This is a genomic window from Sphingomonas mesophila (assembly GCF_003499275.1).
Taxonomy (GTDB): domain Bacteria; phylum Pseudomonadota; class Alphaproteobacteria; order Sphingomonadales; family Sphingomonadaceae; genus Sphingomicrobium; species Sphingomicrobium mesophilum.
This window is the reverse complement of sequence record NZ_QWDF01000001.1, coordinates 318610-335299: the sequence shown is the minus strand read 5'-3', so window position 1 is coordinate 335299 and position 16690 is coordinate 318610. Positions and strand designations below refer to the sequence as shown.

The 16690-nt window shown below is 65.5% G+C and carries 24 protein-coding genes and 1 pseudogene; all 25 read right to left on the bottom strand.

The window, feature by feature from the left end:
* Nucleotides 1–40: 40 nt before the first annotated feature.
* Nucleotides 41–685 carry an adenylate kinase gene (locus D0Z60_RS01725; protein ID WP_118856481.1) on the bottom strand — a complete coding sequence of 215 codons (645 nt, stop codon included), beginning with the start codon at nt 683–685 and terminating at the stop codon, nt 41–43.
* A gap of 75 nt (nt 686–760) precedes the next feature.
* Complete coding sequence (secY, locus tag D0Z60_RS01720; RefSeq protein ID WP_118856480.1) at nt 761–2122, bottom strand: preprotein translocase subunit SecY; 1362 nt, start codon at nt 2120–2122, stop codon at nt 761–763.
* 128 nt (nt 2123–2250) lie between these two features.
* Nucleotides 2251–2805 (bottom strand): 50S ribosomal protein L15, encoded by a 555-nt coding sequence (rplO, locus tag D0Z60_RS01715; protein ID WP_118856478.1) that lies wholly within the window; start codon nt 2803–2805, stop codon nt 2251–2253.
* A 119-nt stretch (nt 2806–2924) separates the two neighbouring features.
* Nucleotides 2925–3101 (bottom strand): 50S ribosomal protein L30, encoded by a 177-nt coding sequence (gene rpmD, locus D0Z60_RS01710; protein WP_118856476.1) that lies wholly within the window; start codon nt 3099–3101, stop codon nt 2925–2927.
* 5 nt (nt 3102–3106) lie between these two features.
* Nucleotides 3107–3901, bottom strand: coding sequence for a 30S ribosomal protein S5 (rpsE, locus tag D0Z60_RS01705; RefSeq protein ID WP_118856474.1), 795 nt, complete (start codon nt 3899–3901; stop codon nt 3107–3109).
* The gene (rplR, locus tag D0Z60_RS01700) at nt 3902–4255 is read right to left on the bottom strand and encodes a 50S ribosomal protein L18 (RefSeq protein ID WP_118856472.1); all 354 of its coding nucleotides are present in this window, start codon (nt 4253–4255) and stop codon (nt 3902–3904) included.
* Between the two features lie 3 nt (nt 4256–4258).
* Nucleotides 4259–4795, bottom strand: coding sequence for a 50S ribosomal protein L6 (gene rplF / locus D0Z60_RS01695; RefSeq protein WP_118856470.1), 537 nt, complete (start codon nt 4793–4795; stop codon nt 4259–4261).
* Between the two features lies 1 nt (nt 4796).
* Nucleotides 4797–5192, bottom strand: coding sequence for a 30S ribosomal protein S8 (gene rpsH, locus D0Z60_RS01690; RefSeq protein WP_118856469.1), 396 nt, complete (start codon nt 5190–5192; stop codon nt 4797–4799).
* Between the two features lie 11 nt (nt 5193–5203).
* Complete coding sequence (rpsN, locus tag D0Z60_RS01685) at nt 5204–5509, bottom strand: 30S ribosomal protein S14 (protein WP_118856467.1); 306 nt, start codon at nt 5507–5509, stop codon at nt 5204–5206.
* A gap of 23 nt (nt 5510–5532) precedes the next feature.
* Nucleotides 5533–6126 (bottom strand): 50S ribosomal protein L5, encoded by a 594-nt coding sequence (rplE, locus tag D0Z60_RS01680; RefSeq protein WP_118856465.1) that lies wholly within the window; start codon nt 6124–6126, stop codon nt 5533–5535.
* A complete protein-coding gene (gene rplX / locus D0Z60_RS01675) occupies nt 6119–6439 on the bottom strand; it encodes a 50S ribosomal protein L24 (protein WP_118856463.1) in 321 nt (106 codons plus the stop codon). The genes rplE and rplX overlap by 8 nt, the downstream gene beginning before the upstream one ends.
* Before the next feature lie 2 nt (nt 6440–6441).
* Nucleotides 6442–6810, bottom strand: coding sequence for a 50S ribosomal protein L14 (gene rplN, locus D0Z60_RS01670; RefSeq protein ID WP_118856461.1), 369 nt, complete (start codon nt 6808–6810; stop codon nt 6442–6444).
* A gap of 123 nt (nt 6811–6933) precedes the next feature.
* Nucleotides 6934–7173, bottom strand: a pseudogene (rpsQ, locus tag D0Z60_RS01665) (30S ribosomal protein S17); the annotation flags it as partial.
* Between the two features lie 14 nt (nt 7174–7187).
* Nucleotides 7188–7400: a 50S ribosomal protein L29 gene (gene rpmC / locus D0Z60_RS01660; RefSeq protein ID WP_118856457.1), complete on the bottom strand. Its 213-nt coding sequence runs from the start codon at nt 7398–7400 to the stop codon at nt 7188–7190.
* Nucleotides 7401–7403: 3 nt separating this feature from the next.
* Nucleotides 7404–7835 (bottom strand): 50S ribosomal protein L16, encoded by a 432-nt coding sequence (rplP, locus tag D0Z60_RS01655; RefSeq protein WP_118856455.1) that lies wholly within the window; start codon nt 7833–7835, stop codon nt 7404–7406.
* Nucleotides 7836–7847: 12 nt separating this feature from the next.
* Nucleotides 7848–8555: a 30S ribosomal protein S3 gene (gene rpsC, locus D0Z60_RS01650; protein ID WP_118856453.1), complete on the bottom strand. Its 708-nt coding sequence runs from the start codon at nt 8553–8555 to the stop codon at nt 7848–7850.
* Complete coding sequence (gene rplV, locus D0Z60_RS01645; protein WP_118856451.1) at nt 8555–8932, bottom strand: 50S ribosomal protein L22; 378 nt, start codon at nt 8930–8932, stop codon at nt 8555–8557. The genes rpsC and rplV overlap by 1 nt, the downstream gene beginning before the upstream one ends.
* Entirely contained in the window at nt 8932–9207 is a 276-nt protein-coding gene (rpsS, locus tag D0Z60_RS01640; RefSeq protein ID WP_118856447.1) for a 30S ribosomal protein S19, read from the bottom strand. Before rpsS ends, rplV begins: the two co-directional genes overlap by 1 nt.
* 6 nt (nt 9208–9213) lie before the next feature.
* Entirely contained in the window at nt 9214–10050 is an 837-nt protein-coding gene (gene rplB, locus D0Z60_RS01635) for a 50S ribosomal protein L2 (protein ID WP_118856445.1), read from the bottom strand.
* A 3-nt stretch (nt 10051–10053) separates the two neighbouring features.
* Nucleotides 10054–10371 carry a 50S ribosomal protein L23 gene (locus D0Z60_RS01630; protein ID WP_118856443.1) on the bottom strand — a complete coding sequence of 106 codons (318 nt, stop codon included), beginning with the start codon at nt 10369–10371 and terminating at the stop codon, nt 10054–10056.
* Entirely contained in the window at nt 10371–11024 is a 654-nt protein-coding gene (rplD, locus tag D0Z60_RS01625) for a 50S ribosomal protein L4 (protein WP_118856442.1), read from the bottom strand. The genes D0Z60_RS01630 and rplD overlap by 1 nt, the downstream gene beginning before the upstream one ends.
* A gap of 3 nt (nt 11025–11027) precedes the next feature.
* The gene (gene rplC / locus D0Z60_RS01620) at nt 11028–11921 is read right to left on the bottom strand and encodes a 50S ribosomal protein L3 (RefSeq protein ID WP_118856440.1); all 894 of its coding nucleotides are present in this window, start codon (nt 11919–11921) and stop codon (nt 11028–11030) included.
* Nucleotides 11922–12125: 204 nt separating this feature from the next.
* Nucleotides 12126–12437 carry a 30S ribosomal protein S10 gene (rpsJ, locus tag D0Z60_RS01615; RefSeq protein WP_028969184.1) on the bottom strand — a complete coding sequence of 104 codons (312 nt, stop codon included), beginning with the start codon at nt 12435–12437 and terminating at the stop codon, nt 12126–12128.
* 861 nt (nt 12438–13298) lie between these two features.
* Complete coding sequence (gene tuf, locus D0Z60_RS01610) at nt 13299–14489, bottom strand: elongation factor Tu (protein WP_118856438.1); 1191 nt, start codon at nt 14487–14489, stop codon at nt 13299–13301.
* Nucleotides 14490–14562: 73 nt separating this feature from the next.
* Nucleotides 14563–16656, bottom strand: coding sequence for an elongation factor G (gene fusA, locus D0Z60_RS01605; RefSeq protein ID WP_118856436.1), 2094 nt, complete (start codon nt 16654–16656; stop codon nt 14563–14565).
* Nucleotides 16657–16690: the final 34 nt, after the last annotated feature.

Below are 16690 nucleotides of genomic sequence, written 5' to 3'. Positions count from 1 at the left end.
CCCCGTCCCCGGGGATGGTGACTCGCTGGCGCGGCGAAGTCTAGCCGTCGAGGATCGAGTCGATCGCCGCGGCGACAGTCTCGACGCTGGCCATGCCGTCGACCGGGCGGAGGATCCCGCGTTCCGCGTAGAACGGCAGGATCGGCTGGGTCTTGGCGTGATATTCGGCGAGGCGGCGGCGCACCGTCTGCTCGTTGTCGTCGTCGCGGCGGCGGAAGGCATGGCCGCCGCACACGTCGCACTGGTCGTCGACCTTGGGCAGCTTGAAGCGGTCGTGATAGGGCGCGCCGCATGTGCCGCACGAGAAGCGGCCGCCGATGCGCTCCACAAGCGCCTCCTCGTCGACCTCGAGCTCGATCACATGGGCCAGCTTGCGCCCGCGCTCGGCGAGCAGCAGGTCGAGCGCCTCGGCCTGCGGAAGGGTGCGCGGAAAGCCGTCGAAGATCGCGCCGCGAGTCTCGATCCGGTCGAGGTTCTCGCCGATCAGCGCGCTGACGATGGCGTCGCTTACCAGCGCGCCCGAATCCATCACCGCCTTGGCCTCGCGGCCGACCGCGCTGCCCTCGGCGACCGCGGCGCGGAGCATGTCGCCGGTCGACAGCTGGACCATGCCGCGATTGGTCACCAGCCGCTCGGCCTGGGTTCCCTTGCCCGCGCCCGGCGGCCCTAACAGGATGATGTCCAACGCTTCCCCCACACCCGACGGCGACCCGGCCTAGTCAAAGGGCCGCCGCGCTTCTGTCAAGCGCGACGCGCGGATTTAGCGGCGGCGCGCGCCCTTCAGCTTCGCCTTCTTGATGAGGTCGCCATATTGATGCGCGATCAGGTGGCTCTGGATCTGGCTGACCGTATCCATCGTCACGTTGACGACGATCAGCAGGCTCGTCCCGCCAAGCGCGAAGGCGAGCCCCATCTGCGACGCCAGCACCTCGGGGATGAGGCAGATGACGACCAGATAGGCCGACCCGATCACCGTCAGCCGGCTGATCAGATAGTCGAAATAATGTTCGGTCGCCTTGCCCGGGCGGATGCCGGGGATGAAGCCGCCGTGGCGCTTGAGGCCGTCGGCGGTCTCCTCGCTGTTGAACTGCACCGCGGCGTAGAAGAAGCAGAAGAAAACGATGCCCGCCGCGTAGAGGCCGAGATAGAGCGGCGCGCCGTGCTGGAGCAGCGTGCTGATGGTGATCAGCCAGTCGCTCGCGTTGGGATTGTTCTGGGCGCCCGACATCTGGATGACGGTCAAGGGCATCAGCAGCAGCGAGGAGGCGAAGATCGGCGGGATGACGCCCGCGATATTGACCTTCATCGGCAGATGGCTGCGCTCCTGCTGGACCATGCCGCGCGCCGACTGGCGCTTGGGATATTGGATCAGCACGCGGCGCTGGGCGCGCTCGACGAAGCAGATGAACAGCACCAGCGCGACCACCAGCAGGACGATGCCGACGACCATCGCCGGGTCCATCGCGCCGGTCCGGCCGCCCTCGAGCAATTGGGCGATGGCGCGCGGCAGGCCCGCGACGATGCCGGCCATGATGATCAGCGAGATGCCGTTGCCGATTCCGCGGCTGGTGATCTGCTCGCCGATCCACATCAGGAACAGGGTCCCGCCGACCAGGCTGATCGTCGCGGTCACCCGGAACAGCATGCCCGGATCGACCACCGCGCCGATATTGTTGTTGGCGCCCAGCCCCTCGAGACCGACGGCGATGAAATAGCCCTGGACGGTGGTCAGCAGGACGGTGAGGTAGCGCGTATACTGGTTAAGCTTCTTGCGCCCGGTCTCGCCTTCCTTGCGCAGCGCCTGCCACGGCGGATAGAGCGCGGCCATCAGCTGAACGACGATCGACGCGGTGATGTAGGGCATGACGCCCAGCGCGATGATCGACGCACGCTCGAGCGCGCCGCCGGAAAAGGTGTTGAAGACGCTGAGGATGCCGCCCGCCTGGGTGGCGTAGAGCTGCTGCATGGCGACCGGGTCGATGCCGGGGATCGGCACGAACGACAGCATCCGGAACAGCACCAGCGCGCCCAGCGTGAACCACAGACGCTTCTTGAGCTCGGTCGCCTTCGAGAAATTCGAAAACGAGATGTTCGATGCCATTTGCTCGGCTGCGGATGCCATGTTTGTCTAAATCCCCTCGACCGTCCCGGTCATATAGGCCGCCCGCTCGTCATTGCGAGGAGCAAAGCGACGAAGCAATCCACTGGCGATCCGCCTGGATTGCTTCGCTCCGCTCGCAATCACGACCGTTAGGGCTTGGCCTTCTCGGACTTGGCCGCCTTGTCGGCGATGCGCGCCTCGCGGGCCTTGCCCTTCTTGGCGGCGGCGAGTTCGGCCGGGTCCTTGCGCTCGATGATCTCGAGCGAACCGCCGAGCTTCTCGACCGCCTCGCGCGCGCCCTTCGACGCGCCGGCGACCTTGAAGCTGACCTTGGTGGTGAGTTCACCCTTGCCGAGCAGGCGCACGCCGTCCTTGCCGCCGCGTGCCAGGCCGGCGGCCTTGAGCGCGTCATGGTCGAGCGTGCCCTTGGCGTCGAGCTTGCCGGCGTCGATCAGCTTCTGGATCGCGCCCAGGTTCACCTCGGCGTAATCGCGCGCGAAGATGTTGTTGAAGCCGCGCTTCGGGAGCCGCATGTGGAGCGGCATCTGACCGCCCTCGAAGCCCTTGATCGAGACGCCCGAGCGGCTCTTCTGGCCCTTCTGGCCGCGCCCGGCGGTCTTGCCCAGGCCCGAGCCGATGCCGCGTCCGACACGGACCCGGCCCTTGCGGGCGCCTTCATTGTCGCGGATTTCGTTCAGTTTCATATCGTGCACTCGCTGTAGCGAACCCCTGCGTAGGCAGGGGTCCAGTTGTTCGCTTTGGCCGCATGCCTCGTCGCGCTAGAAAGGCACGGATCCCGGCCTTCGCCGGGATGACGGAAGAACTAGCGTTCGACCGTCACCAGGTGCTGGACCTTCTTGACCTGGCCCATCACTTCCGGGGTCGCCTCGACCTCGACCGTGCGCCGCATCTTGTTGAGGCCGAGACCGACCAGCGTCGCGCGCTGGGTCTTGTCGCGGCGGATCGGCGAGCCGGTCTGCGTGATTTTGATCTTCGCCATGATGCTTACTCCGTCACCGCTTCAGCGGTGGCTTCGGCTTCGGCCGCCGCCATCCCGCCGCGACCGAGCAGGTCGGCGACCTTCTTGCCACGACGCTGCGCAACGCTGCGCGGGCTCGACTGGTCCTTCAGCGCCTCGAAGGTCGCGCGGATCATGTTGTAGGGGTTCGAGGTGCCGACCGACTTGGTCACCACATCGGCGACGCCGAGGCTCTCGAACACTGCGCGCATCGGGCCGCCGGCGATAATCCCGGTCCCCGCCGGAGCGGCGCGGACCGCGACCTTGCCGGCGCCGAAATGGCCCTTGCCGTCATGGTGCAGCGTGCGGCCGTCGCGCAGCGGAACGCGGACCATCGCCTTCTTGGCGGCGGCGGTCGCCTTGCTGATCGCTTCCGGCACTTCGCGCGCCTTGCCGTGACCGAAACCGGCGCGGCCCTTGCCGTCGCCGACCACGACCAGCGCGGCAAAGCCGAAGCGCTTGCCGCCCTTCACGGTCTTAGAAACGCGGTTGATGTGGACGAGCTTCTCGATCAGCTCCTCGCCGCCATCGTCGTCACCGCCACGGCCGCCACGGCGATCGTCGCGCCGGCCACGGTTGCCGCCGCCGCGATTGTCGCGACCGCCGCCACCGCCACGGCCGCCACGCGGACCGCGCGGGCCACGGCCCTCGGGCCGCTGGAATTCGGCCGGAGCGGCCTCGGGCAAAGCCGCTTCGGGAGCGGCCTGCGCCTCGACGGCCGGAGCCTCGGTCGCCGGAGCGTCGGTCACCGGCGCGTCGGGGGTCTGGTTCTCGTCAGCCATTTAAAACTCCAATCCGCCTTCGCGGGCGGCATCGGCCAGGGCCTTGACCCGGCCATGGAACAGGAAGCCGCCACGGTCGAACACGACCTTGCCGACACCGGCCTCTTTGGCGCGCTGCGCCAGCGTGCGGCCGACTTCGGCAGCGCCGTCGCAGGTCGCCTTGGCCTTGCCCTTGATGTCCTTGTCGAGGGTCGAAGCGGCGACCAGCGTCTTGCCCGCGGCATCGTCGATGACCTGGGCATAGATGTGGCGGCCCGAGCGGTGGACCGACAGGCGCGGCTTGCCGGCGGCGCGAGCGCGAAGCGCACTGCGCACCCGGCGGCGGCGACGATCGAAGAGAGAGAGTTTCGCCATGGCTTACTTCTTCTTGCCTTCTTTGCGGAAGATAAACTCGCCGCGATATTTGATGCCCTTGCCCTTGTAGGGCTCCGGCTTGCGCCAGCGGCGGATTTCGGCCGCGACCTGGCCGACCTTCTGCTTGTCGATGCCGCTGATCTCGACGGTGTTGGCGTCGGGAGTCTTGACCTCGACGCCCTCGGGCACCGCGAAATTGACGTCGTGGCTGTAGCCGAGCTGGAGCTTCAGGTTCTTGCCCTGGGCCTGCGCGCGGTAGCCGACGCCGTTGATCTCGAGCACCTTGGTGAACCCTTCGGTGACACCGGTGACAAGGTTCTGGACGTTGGTGCGCTGCATACCCCACGCGGCGCGGTTGCGCTGCGCGTCGGTCACCGGAGTAACCCGGATCTCGCCCTCGCCGACCTCATACTTCACGAGATCGTCGAGCATCGGCATGCTGAGGGCGCCCTTCGGGCCCTTGACGGTCAGGGTCTGGCCCTGGACCTCGGCGCTGACGCCCGACGGCATCGGCACCGGCTTCTTTCCAATGCGGCTCATCTTAGAACACCTCCGCCAGCACTTCGCCGCCGACATTCTGCTCGCGCGCCTCGGCGTCGCTGAGCACGCCGCGCGGGGTCGAGACGATGGTGATGCCGAGCCCGTTGCGGATACGCGGCAGCTCCTTCGAGCCCGAATAGACCCGGCGGCCCGGCTTGGACACGCGGGCGACATGCTGGATCGCCGGCTGGCCCTCGAAATACTTCAGCTCGATGCGCAGGCCCTTCTGGCCCGACAGCTCTTCCTCGGCGTAGCCGCGGATATAGCCTTCGCGCTGAAGCACGTCGAGCACATGGGCGCGAAGCTTTGACGCCGGCGTCAGGATCGAATCCTTGCGCGCCTGCTGGCCATTGCGAATGCGGGTGAGCATATCACCCAGGGGATCGGTCATCGCCATGCTTTAAGCCCTTACCAGCTCGACTTGGTGACGCCGGGAATGAGGCCCTTGTTGGCCAATTCCCGAAGCATGATCCGCGACAGGCGGAACTTGCGATAGAAACCGCGGCTGCGGCCGGTCAGCTCGCAGCGGTTGCGGATGCGGGTCGGATTGCCGTTGCGCGGAAGCTCGGCCATCTTGAGGCGCGCGATCAGCCGCTCGGTCTCGTCGAGCGACTTGTCGTTTGCCTGTTCCTTCAGCCGCGCCAGCTTGGGCGCGGTCTGCTTGACGAGCTTCCTGCGACGCTCGTTCTTGTTCACGGAACTCAGTTTCGCCATGACTTAAGTTCTCCAACGGCCGCTTACGCGGCCTCTTTTTCTTGCTCGGCCGGGAACGGGAAGTTGAACAGGCGCAGCAGCTCGCGCGCCTCATCGTCCGTCCTGGCGGTGGTGGTGACGATCACGTCCATGCCCCGGACCTTGTCGATCTGGTCATAGTTGATCTCGGGGAACACGATCTGCTCCTTGAGGCCCATCGCATAATTGCCGCGCCCGTCGAACGACTTCGGGTTGAGGCCGCGGAAATCGCGGACCCGGGGCAGCGCAACGGTGATCAGCCGGTCGAGGAACTCGTACATCCGCTCGCGGCGCAAGGTCACCTTGCAGCCGATCGGCATGCCCTCGCGCAGCTTGAACTGGGCGATCGAGGTCTTGGCCTTGGTAATCACCGGCTTCTGGCCGGCAATCGCCTCCATCTCGGCCGCAGCGGCCTCGACCTTCTTCTTGTCCTGGGTCGCCTCGCCGACGCCCATGTTGATCACGATCTTGTCGAGCCGCGGCACTTCGAGGCGGTTCTTGTAACCGAACTTCTCGGTCATCGCCTTGACGATGCGCTCGTCGTAATCCTTCTTCAAGCGCGGCGTGTAGCCCGCGTCCTGCTGCTTTTCGTCAGCCATTGATCAGCTCCCCGGACTTGACGGCCACGCGGACCTTCTTGCCGTCGCGCTCCTCGAAGCGGACGCGGGTCGCCTTGCCGCTCTTGGGGTCGGCAATCGCGACCTTGGAGACGTGCAGCGGCGCTTCGCGGCGCTCGAGGCCACCCTGCGGGTTGACCTGCGACGGCTTCTTGTGACGGACGGCGACGTTGACTCCGGCGACGACGACCTTGCCGTCCTTCGGCATCGACTTGGTGACTTCACCGGTCTTGCCCTTGTCCTTGCCGGACAGGATCACGACCGTGTCGCCCTTGCGGATCTTCTGCGCAGCCATGGTTAGAGCACCTCCGGCGCAAGGCTGATGATCTTCATGTGCTTGCGGGCGCGCAGCTCGCGCACCACCGGGCCGAAGATACGGGTGCCGATCGGCTCCTCGTTCTTGTTGACCAGCACCGCGGCGTTGGTGTCGAAGCGGATCACCGAACCGTCGGGACGGCGGATGTCCTTGGCGGTGCGGACGATGACGGCGCGATGCACGTCACCCTTCTTCACCTTGCCGCGCGGAGCGGCTTCCTTGACCGACACGACGATGATGTCGCCGACTCCGGCGACCCGGCGCTTCGACCCGCCCAGCACCTTGATGCACTGGACGCGCTTCGCACCGCTGTTGTCGGCGACCTCGAGGTTGGACTGCATCTGGATCATGGTTCAGTCCTCCCCTTACGCTTCGGCCGCCGCGGGCTCGGCCTTCTTGGCCTTGCCCTTGGTCGCCTTTTCCGGAGCAGCGGGCTGCTCGGCGTTGGCCGCCGCGATGTCGAGATCGGTGACCGCCGCGCCGACGCGCTCGATCACGGTCCAGTTCTTCTGCTTCGAGATCGGCGCGCACTCTTCGATGCGCACCATCTCGCCCGAGCGATACTGGTTGGTATCGTCGTGCGCATGATACTTCTTCGACAGCTTGATGATCTTGCCGTACAGCGGGTGCTTGACCCGCCGCTCGACGCGGACGACCACCGTCTTGTCGGCCTTGTCCGACACCACGGTGCCGGTGAGGACGCGCTTGGGCATCTCTTTTCTACTCCCTACGCCTGCGCCGACGCGGCATCGCGCGAGCGGGCGGTCTGAATCGTCTTGATGCGGGCGATGGTGCGGCGCACCTCGCGCACCCGCGACGGCTTCTCGAGCTGGTTGGTCGCCGATTGGAAGCGCAGGTTGAACTGCTCGCGCTTCAGATCGCCCAGCTGGGTCGCCAGCTGATCGTCGGTCTTGACCGTCAGATCGTCCTTCTTGGCCATCACTCAGTCCTCCTCGACCAGCGACTCGCCGAGGCGGGCCACGACCTTGGTCTTGATCGGCAGTTTCTCCGCGGCGCGCTCGAACGCGGTCTTGGCGAGCGGTCCGGGAACGCCGTCCAGCTCGAACAGGATGCGGCCCGGCTTGACCCGCGCCACCCAATATTCCGGCGCGCCCTTGCCCGAGCCCATGCGGACTTCGGCAGGCTTCGACGACACCGGCAGATCCGGGAAGATCCGGATCCACAAGCGGCCGGCGCGCTTGATGTGACGGGTGATCGCGCGGCGCGCCGCCTCGATCTGGCGAGCGGTGATCCGCTCCGGCTCCATGGCTTTCAGGCCATAGGCGCCGAAGTTCAGCTCGGTGCCGCCCTTGGCGTTGCCGTGGATTCGGCCCTTGAAGGCCTTGCGAAACTTGGTGCGCTTGGGTTGCAGCATCTCAAATGATCCTTAGCGCCGGTCGTCGCGCATCGGGCGGACGCCCGAGGTCTGCGCTTCCATCATCAGGCGGTCCTGGGCGAGCGGGTCGTGACCCAGGATCTCACCCTTGAACACCCACACCTTGACCCCGCACACGCCGTAAGCGGTGTGCGCCTGGGCTTCGGCGTAATCGACGTTGCCGCGCAGCGTGTGCAGCGGCACGCGGCCCTCGCGGTACCATTCGGTGCGCGCGATCTCGGCCCCGCCGAGACGGCCCGAACAGGTGATCCGGATGCCTTCCGCGCCGAGTCGAAGCGCCGACTGAACCGCGCGCTTCATCGCGCGGCGGAACGCGATCCGGCGCTCGAGCTGATCGGCGACGCCCTGGGCGACGAGCTTGGCGTCGATCTCGGGCTTCCTGATCTCGACGATGTTGAGGCTGACGTCGCTCGACGTCATCGCCGACAGCGTCTTCTTCAACTTCTCGATGTCCGAGCCCTTCTTGCCGATGATGACGCCCGGGCGGGCGGCATAAACGGAGACGCGGCACAGCTTGGCCGGACGCTCAATGACGACCTTGGAGATCGCCGCCTGCGGCAGGCTCTTGATGATGTACTCGCGGATCTTGAGGTCCTCGAGCAGCAGCCGGCCGTAATCCTGGCCTTCCGCGAACCAGCGGCTGTCCCAGGTACGATTGATCTGCAGCCGAAGGCCGACCGGAGAGGATTTCTGACCCATTACGCTTCTTCCTGCTCGCGCACGACGACGCGGATTCGGCTGAACGGCTTTACGATCCGGCTCGACCGGCCGCGGGCGCGGGTGGCGAACCGTTTCATCGAGATCGACTTGCCGACGCTGGCCTCGGCGACGACGAGGGCGTCGACGTCGAGGTTGTGGTTGTTCTCGGCATTGGCGACGGCCGAGGCGAGCACCTTGTAGACGTCCTCGCTCATCCCCTTCGGGCTGAACTTGAGGATGTTCAAAGCTTCCTCGACCTTGCGGCCACGGATCAGGCCGGCGACCAGGTTGAGCTTCTGCGCCGAGCCACGGATCATCGTGCCGACGGCGAGCGCTTCCTTGTCACCAACCTTGCGGGGGGCGGATTGCTTGCTCATCAGCGCTTGCCCTTCTTGTCGGCGGCGTGGCCAGGGAAGAAGCGCGTCGGCGCGAACTCACCCAGCTTCATGCCGACCATTTCCTCGTTGACCGAGACCGGCACGAACTTGCGGCCGTTGTAGACATTGAACGTCAGGCCGACGAACTGCGGCAGGATCGTCGAGCGGCGCGACCAGGTCTTGATCGGCGCACGGCCACCCTTGTCCTGAGCGGCCTCGGCCTTCTTCAGGAGCGACAGTTCGACGAACGGACCTTTCCAGACGGAACGAGCCATGTTCGGTTAGCCCTTCTTCTTGGCGTGGCGCGAGCGGATGATGAACTTGTCCGTCGCCTTGTTGCTGCGGGTGCGGGCGCCCTTGGTCGGCTTGCCCCACGGAGTGACCGGATGGCGGCCGCCCGAGGTGCGGCCTTCGCCGCCGCCGTGCGGGTGGTCGACCGGGTTCTTGGCGACGCCGCGGGTCAGCGGGCGCTTGCCCAGCCAGCGCGTGCGGCCGGCCTTGGCCAGGGTCTGGTTCGAATTGTCGGGGTTCGACACCGCTCCGACCGTCGCCATGCAATCGGCGCGGACATAGCGCTGCTCGCCCGAGTTCAAGCGGACGATGACCATCCCCTTGTCGCGTCCGACGACCTGCACATAGGTGCCGGCGGCGCGCGCGATCTGGCCGCCCTTGCCGGGCTTCAACTCGACATTGTGGACGATCGTGCCGACCGGCATCTGGCCCACTTCCATGGCGTTGCCCGGCTTCACGTCGACCTTCTTGCCGGCGATCACGCTGTCGCCCGGGGCAAGGCGCTGCGGCGCCAGGATATAGGCCTGCTCGCCGCCCTCGTAGGTGATCAGCGCGATGAACGCCGACCGGTTCGGATCATATTCGATCCGCTCGACCGTCGCGGCCTTGTCCCAGGTGCGGCGCTTGAAGTCGACGATGCGATACTTCTGCTTGTGGCCGCCGGCGATCCCGCGCGACGTCACATGGCCCTTGTTGTTGCGGCCGCCGGTCTTGCGCTTGCCTTCGGTCAGCGCCTTGACGGGCTTGCCCTTCCACAGCGCCGACTTGTCGACGAGGATCAGGCCGCGGCGGGCCGGGCTCGTCGGCTTATATGCTTTGAGTGCCATCGGTTAGATCCCGCTCGTGATGTCGATCGAGTTGCCCTCGGCGAGGGTGACGATCGCCTTCTTCTCGTCACTGCGCTGATAGGGCTTGCCCTTCCAGCGCTTCGACTTGCCCTTGGTGACCATCGTGTTGACGCCGGTCACCTTGACGTTGAACAGCGCCTCGACGGCGGCCTTGATCTCGGGCTTGGAGGCGGTTCCGGCGACCTTGAACACGACCGCATTGTTCTCCGAAAGAAGAGTCGTCTTCTCGGTGATGTGCGGCGCCAGGACGACGTCGTAGTGGCGGTTGTCGACCGCGCTCGGGGCTTGCTTCTTGGCCATTACTTAGCCTCTCCCGGCACGGCGAAGCGCGCCTCCAGCTTCTCGACCGCGGCGCGGGTCAGGACCAGCGTTTCGTGGCGCAGGATGTCGTAGACGTTGGCGCCGGCCGCCGGCATCAAATTGATGTCGCCGAGGTTCGAGCTGGCGCGGGCGAAACCGACGTTGAGCGCATCGCCGTCGATCACCAGCGCGGTCTTGCCGAAGCTCAGCTTGCCGAGCTGTTCGCGCAGCGCCTTGGTCTTCGATTCCTTGACGTCGAGATTGTCGAGGATGATCAGCTTGCCGTCCATCGCCTTGGAGCTCAGCGCCATCTTGAGGCCGAGCGCGCGGACCTTCTTGTTGAGGCTCGAGCTGAACACCCGGGCGCGCGGGCCGTGGGCCTTGCCGCCGCCGATGAAGATCGGGGCGCGGCGATCGCCGTGACGGGCGGTGCCGCCGCCCTTCTGCTTGCCGAACTTCTTGCCGGTGCGGGCGACATCGCTGCGCTCGCGGGCGGCACGCGCCGGGGCGCGGCGGTTGGTCAGCTGCCACGTCACGACACGGTGGAGGATGTCGGCGCGCGGCTCGACGCCGAACACGGCGTCGTCGAGCTGCAAATCGCCGCCCGACTTGGCAGCGCTGTCACCGCCGAGGGTCTGAACCTTGACCTTCATGGCTTAGCCTTCCTTGCTCTCGTCGGCCTTGGCAGCATCGCCGCCCTCGGCCGAACCGGCATCGTTGTTATCGTCCGCGGCAGCCGCTTCGGCCTCGGCCGCTCCGGCTTCCTGCTCGGCCGCGATGGCGGCGACTTCGTCGTCACCGGGCAGCGCCGGAATTTCGTGGACCGCGGCGTCGTCGACCAGGCCGGCGGGGGCCTCTTCGACGTGCTTGGCCTTCGGATCGAACAGGCCGGCCGGATAAGGCGCTTCGTCGTGGCGCGCGAGCTTGATCGCGTCGGCGATCGTCACCCAGCTGCCCTTGTGGCCCGGAACCGAACCCTTGACGAAGATCAGGCCGCGCGCGGCGTCGGTGCGGACCACCTCGAGGTTCTGCTGGGTGCGGTTCTTCGCGCCCATGTGACCGGCCATCTTCTTGTTCTTGAACACGCGGCCCGGGTCCTGGCGGTTGCCGGTCGAGCCGTGCGAGCGGTGCGAGACCGACACGCCGTGGGTCGCGCGCAGACCGCCGAAGCCCCAGCGCTTCATCGCGCCGGCAAAGCCCTTGCCCTGGGTGACGCCCTGGATGTCGACCAGCTGGCCGGCGACGAAATGGTCGGCCGACAGCGTCGCGCCAACATCGAGCAGCGCATCCTCGGCCACCCGGAATTCGACGACCTTGGCCTTGGGCTCGACCTCGGCCTTGCCGAACGCGCCGCGCTGCGGCTTGGCGACGTTCTTGGCCTTGGCCGTTCCGGCGCCAAGGGCGACGGCGGTGTAGCCGTCCCGATCTGTTTCGCGACGAGCGACGACCTGCACATTGTCCAGCTGAAGGACGGTCACCGGCACATGCCGTCCGTCCGCCTGGAACAGGCGGGTCATCCCCATTTTCTTCGCGATCACGCCAGTGCGCATGATCCATGCTCCTCACAGAGGCACACGGGAAATTCCGAGTGCTTGCAGCCCGTTGAAATGATGCGTGGCCCCCGCTGGGCTATTCCCGCCGGAAGGCGGAAGCGGAGGACGCAGACCGGGTGCCCCAAGGGGCGCCCGCGGTATCCGATTTCCTTGCGCTGGCAGGATCGCTGAAGAAGCGATTCAACCGCCGCGCGCTGGCCCTTAGGCCAGTTTGATCTCCACGTCCACACCCGCGGCGAGATCGAGCTTCATCAAGGCATCGACGGTCTGCGGGGTGGGCTGAACGATATCGAGAAGGCGCTTGTAGGTGCGCACCTCGAACTGCTCGCGCGACTTCTTGTCGACGTGCGGCGAGCGGTTGACGGTGAACTTCTCGATCCGGGTCGGAAGCGGGATGGGACCGCGAATAAGGGCACCGGTGCGCCGAGCGGTGTCGGCGATGTCACCCGTGGCCTGGTCGAGCACACGATGATCGAACGCCTTCAGGCGAATCCGGATATTCTGCGTTTCCATGTCCACTTACCGATTTGAAAGAGCCACCGGACTGTTGCCAGCCCGAAAACAAAGAGGCCGAACCCGATTAGCCCCGGTTTCCCGGGTCGGACGACCCCAACTCTAAACTTGATTGGCGGGGACGAATCCCCGCCGGTGAGGGCCATCTACATAGGAGCGCCGGTCAGATCAACCCCCGTGTGGCGGGCCTGTGGTGCCGGTGTCTGCTTTGGGTGGAAAGCGAACTCTGCGTCCGATAATGGAAGTTCGATGTTCGCCTTCCTTTTGATTAGTGGTTTCACAGCGGATGCCCCAGAGCCATATTTAACTTTTTCCCGTGCGCCTGCATTCGATCGGCGTCTTACAACCGTAGAGGTCGGCACGCTTCAAACCAAAGGTAAGGGATGGGGATATTGGTTTCGGAGAACGGTAAAAGACAGGGCCCGCCAGAGCATTTGGTGGACGGACACCCAACGCTGTCCAAATGCAAGGTGGGTTGTTCAGGCCGTGGTTGAAGTAAATCCCCCGAAGATCTGGATCCCAGGGGTGGACATTCCTTCGATGGGGGACAGCGTCACCGTCACCGCGGATGGCGTGGCATACTCGATCACGGGCGGAGCGCACTATGATGGAAAAGTGAACTCCGACATTCGCTTCACCTCGAATCAAGGTACCCCATTAGCCATCTGGGTAGATGAAAGCCTCCGCAGGTTAGAGTCTTGTTGGTCGCGAAAGGTCCCTGCCGCACCCATGCTTTGAACCGGACTTGGGTCCGAAGGTGGCATTCGCCTTCACTCGACACGGGACCGCCAAAAGAAAAGGCCCGGCGCTTCGGGTGAAGCACCGGGCCCTTCATGTTCCAGCGCCCGCAGGCGCCAAGACTTACTTGGTGATGTTGCCCACCACGCCGGCGCCGACCGTGCGGCCGCCTTCGCGGATGGCGAAGCGCAGGCCCTGGTCCATGGCGATCGGAGCGATCAGCTTGACCTGAAGCGACACGTTGTCGCCCGGCATCACCATTTCCGTGCCTTCCGGCAGCACCACTTCGCCCGTCACGTCGGTCGTGCGGAAGTAGAACTGCGGACGGTAGTTGGCGAAGAACGGCGTGTGACGGCCACCCTCGTCCTTCGACAGCACATAGACTTCCGCCTGGAAGTCGGTGTGCGGGGTGATCGAGCCCGGCTTGCACAGCACCTGGCCGCGCTCGACGTCCTCGCGGCCGATGCCGCGGATCAGCGCGCCGATGTTGTCGCCCGCGCGGCCCTCGTCGAGCAGCTTGCGGAACATCTCGACGCCCGTGACGGTGGTCTTCTGGGTGTCCTTGATACCGACGATCTCGACTTCCTCGCCGACCTTGATGATGCCGGTCTCGACGCGGCCGGTGACGACCGTGCCGCGGCCCGAGATCGAGAACACGTCCTCGATCGGCATCAGGAACGGCTTGTCGAGCGGACGCTCGGGCTGCGGGATCCAGTCGTCGACCGCCTTCATCAGCTTGAGGATGGCTTCCTCGCCGATTTCGGGGTTCTTGTCCTCGAGCACGGCCAGCGCCGAACCCGAGACGATCGGAATGTTGTCGCCGTCGAAGCCGCGCTTCGAAAGCTCCTCGCGGATTTCCAGCTCGACCAGCTCTAAGAGCTCGGGATCGTCGACCTGGTCGACCTTGTTGAGGAACACCACCATCGTCGGAACGCCGACCTGGGCCGCGAGCAGGATGTGCTCCTTGGTCTGCGGCATCGGGCCGTCGGCGGCCGATACGACGAGGATCGCGCCGTCCATCTGGGCGGCACCGGTGATCATGTTCTTGACGTAGTCGGCGTGGCCCGGGCAGTCGACGTGGGCGTAGTGGCGCCCCTCGGTCTCATACTCGACGTGGGCGGTCGAGATGGTGATCCCGCGCTCGCGCTCTTCCGGCGCCTTGTCGATGTTGGCGAAGTCGACGGCTTCGCCGCCGCCGTGCTTGGCCAGCACCTTGGTGATCGCCGCGGTCAGCGAGGTCTTGCCATGGTCGACGTGACCGATGGTGCCGATGTTGCAGTGCGGCTTGTTCCGCTCAAACTTTGCCTTCGCCATTTTAAGCCTCTTCTACGTTGAATTGCGGGCGGCCCGCCCACGTGCGAGCGCGCCCATAGCCATAAAAAACCGGTTACGCCAGCTTCGCCTTCACTTCGTCGGCGACGTTCTGCGGCACTTCTTCATAGTGCGAGAACTGCATGGTGTACTGCGCGCGACCCTGGGTGAACGAGCGCAGCTGGTTGACGTAGCCGAACATGTTGGCCAGCGGCACCATCGCCTCGACGACCTGGGCGTTGCCGCGGCTGTCGGTGCCCTGGATCTGGCCGCGGCGGCTGTTGAGGTCGCCGATCACGTCGCCCAGGTAATCCTCGGGGGTCACGATCTCCACCTTCATCACCGGCTCGAGCAGCGTGATGCCCGACTTCTGGGCCGCTTCGCGCATCGCTCCGCGGGCACAGATTTCGAACGCCAGCGCCGATGAATCGACGTCGTGGTAGGCGCCGTCATAGAGGTTGATTTCGAAATCGATGATCGGGAAGCCGACCAGCGAGCCGGTCGCCGCAGTCTCGCGGAAGCCCTTCTCGATCGCCGGGATATATTCCTTGGGAATATTGCCGCCCTTGATCTCGTCGGTGAAGATGATCCCCGAGCCGCGCTCGCCCGGGGTCAGCTTGACCTTGACCCGGCCGAACTGACCGGTGCCGCCCGACTGCTTCTTGTGGGTGTAGTCGATGTCGACCGGCTTCTTGAGATACTCGCGATAGGCGACCTGCGGAGCGCCGACATTGGCTTCGACCTTGAACTCGCGCTTCATGCGGTCGACCAGGATCTCGAGGTGGAGTTCGCCCATCCCCTTGATGATCGTCTGGCCGCTTTCATGGTCGCTGGTCACCCGGAACGACGGGTCCTCGCGCGCCAGGCGGTTGAGCGCGACGCCCATCTTCTCCTGGTCGGCCTTGGTCTTCGGCTCGACGCTGAGCTCGATCACCGGATCCGGGAATTCCATCCGCTCGAGGATGATCGGCGCGTTGGTCGCGCACAGCGTATCCCCGGTGGTGGTGTCCTTCAGGCCGGCCAGCGCGACGATGTCGCCGGCGTAGGCGACCTGGATGTCCTCGCGGTCGTTGGCATGCATCAGCAGCATGCGACCGACCTTTTCCTTCTTGTCCTTGACCGAGTTGAGGACCTGCGACGAGGTCTCCAGCTTGCCCGAATAGATGCGCGCGAAGGTCAGCGTTCCGACGAACGGGTCGTTCATGATCTTGAATGCCAGCGCCGAGAATGGCGCGCTGTCGTCCGACGCGCGCGAATCTTCGCTTCCGTCCGGCAGGACGCCCTTGATCGCCGGCACGTCGAGCGGGCTCGGCAGATAGTCGACCACCGCGTCGAGCAGCGGCTGGACGCCCTTGTTCTTGAACGCCGAGCCGCACACGACCGGCACGAAGGCCATCGCCAGCGTGCCCTTGCGGATCAGCTTCTTGAGCGTCGCCGTGTCCGGCTCGTTGCCCTCGAGATAGGCTTCCATCGCGTCGTCGTCCTGGTCGATGACCAGCTCGATCAGGTCCATGCGCGCCTTGGCCGCCTGGTCCTTCATGTCGTCGGGGATGTCCTGATATTCGAACTTCGCGCCAAGGCTCTCCTCGAGCCAGATGATGGCGCGGTTCTCGACCAAGTCGACGAGGCCCTTGAAGCCGCTCTCGATGCCGATTGGGAGATACAGCACGGCCGGCTTGGCGCCGAGGCGATCGATGATCGACTGCACGCAATATTCGAAATTGGCGCCGGTGCGGTCGAGCTTATTGACGAAGCACATCCGCGGCACGCCATATTTGTCGGCCTGGCGCCACACCGTCTCCGACTGCGGCTCGACCCCGGCGACGCCGTCGAAGCAGGCGACCGCGCCGTCGAGCACGCGCAAGCTGCGTTCGACCTCGATGGTGAAGTCGACGTGGCCCGGCGTGTCGATGATGTTGATGCGGTGCTCTTCGCCCTTGCCCTCGGCGGCCCGCCAGACGCAGGTCGTCGCAGCGCTGGTGATGGTGATCCCGCGCTCCTGCTCCTGCTCCATCCAGTCCATCGTCGCGGTGCCCTCGTGGACCTCGCCGATCTTGTAGGACTTGCCGGTGTAATAGAGGATTCGCTCGGTGGTCGTCGTCTTGCCGGCGTCGATGTGCGCCATGATGCCGATGTTGCGATAGCGTTCGAGCGGATGGCTGCGGGCCATTTGATTACTCCAATCGTTCCCCTGCGAAGGCAGG

Coding starts and splice junctions, on each gene's coding strand:
- secY (WP_118856480.1), bottom strand. CDS start 2,122: ATGGCATCCGCAGCCGAGCAAATGGCATCGAACATCTCGTTTTCGAAT.
- rplO (WP_118856478.1), bottom strand. CDS start 2,805: ATGAAACTGAACGAAATCCGCGACAATGAAGGCGCCCGCAAGGGCCGG.
- rpmD (WP_118856476.1), bottom strand. CDS start 3,101: ATGGCGAAGATCAAAATCACGCAGACCGGCTCGCCGATCCGCCGCGAC.
- rpsE (WP_118856474.1), bottom strand. CDS start 3,901: ATGGCTGACGAGAACCAGACCCCCGACGCGCCGGTGACCGACGCTCCG.
- rplR (WP_118856472.1), bottom strand. CDS start 4,255: ATGGCGAAACTCTCTCTCTTCGATCGTCGCCGCCGCCGGGTGCGCAGT.
- rplF (WP_118856470.1), bottom strand. CDS start 4,795: ATGAGCCGCATTGGAAAGAAGCCGGTGCCGATGCCGTCGGGCGTCAGC.
- rpsH (WP_118856469.1), bottom strand. CDS start 5,192: ATGGCGATGACCGATCCCCTGGGTGATATGCTCACCCGCATTCGCAAT.
- rpsN (WP_118856467.1), bottom strand. CDS start 5,509: ATGGCGAAACTGAGTTCCGTGAACAAGAACGAGCGTCGCAGGAAGCTC.
- rplE (WP_118856465.1), bottom strand. CDS start 6,126: ATGGCTGACGAAAAGCAGCAGGACGCGGGCTACACGCCGCGCTTGAAG.
- rplX (WP_118856463.1), bottom strand. CDS start 6,439: ATGGCTGCGCAGAAGATCCGCAAGGGCGACACGGTCGTGATCCTGTCC.
- rplN (WP_118856461.1), bottom strand. CDS start 6,810: ATGATCCAGATGCAGTCCAACCTCGAGGTCGCCGACAACAGCGGTGCG.
- rpmC (WP_118856457.1), bottom strand. CDS start 7,400: ATGGCCAAGAAGGACGATCTGACGGTCAAGACCGACGATCAGCTGGCG.
- rplP (WP_118856455.1), bottom strand. CDS start 7,835: ATGCTGCAACCCAAGCGCACCAAGTTTCGCAAGGCCTTCAAGGGCCGA.
- rpsC (WP_118856453.1), bottom strand. CDS start 8,555: ATGGGTCAGAAATCCTCTCCGGTCGGCCTTCGGCTGCAGATCAATCGT.
- rplV (WP_118856451.1), bottom strand. CDS start 8,932: ATGAGCAAGCAATCCGCCCCCCGCAAGGTTGGTGACAAGGAAGCGCTC.
- rpsS (WP_118856447.1), bottom strand. CDS start 9,207: ATGGCTCGTTCCGTCTGGAAAGGTCCGTTCGTCGAACTGTCGCTCCTG.
- rplB (WP_118856445.1), bottom strand. CDS start 10,050: ATGGCACTCAAAGCATATAAGCCGACGAGCCCGGCCCGCCGCGGCCTG.
- D0Z60_RS01630 (WP_118856443.1), bottom strand. CDS start 10,371: ATGGCCAAGAAGCAAGCCCCGAGCGCGGTCGACAACCGCCACTACGAC.
- rplD (WP_118856442.1), bottom strand. CDS start 11,024: ATGAAGGTCAAGGTTCAGACCCTCGGCGGTGACAGCGCTGCCAAGTCG.
- rplC (WP_118856440.1), bottom strand. CDS start 11,921: ATGCGCACTGGCGTGATCGCGAAGAAAATGGGGATGACCCGCCTGTTC.
- rpsJ (WP_028969184.1), bottom strand. CDS start 12,437: ATGGAAACGCAGAATATCCGGATTCGCCTGAAGGCGTTCGATCATCGT.
- tuf (WP_118856438.1), bottom strand. CDS start 14,489: ATGGCGAAGGCAAAGTTTGAGCGGAACAAGCCGCACTGCAACATCGGC.
- fusA (WP_118856436.1), bottom strand. CDS start 16,656: ATGGCCCGCAGCCATCCGCTCGAACGCTATCGCAACATCGGCATCATG.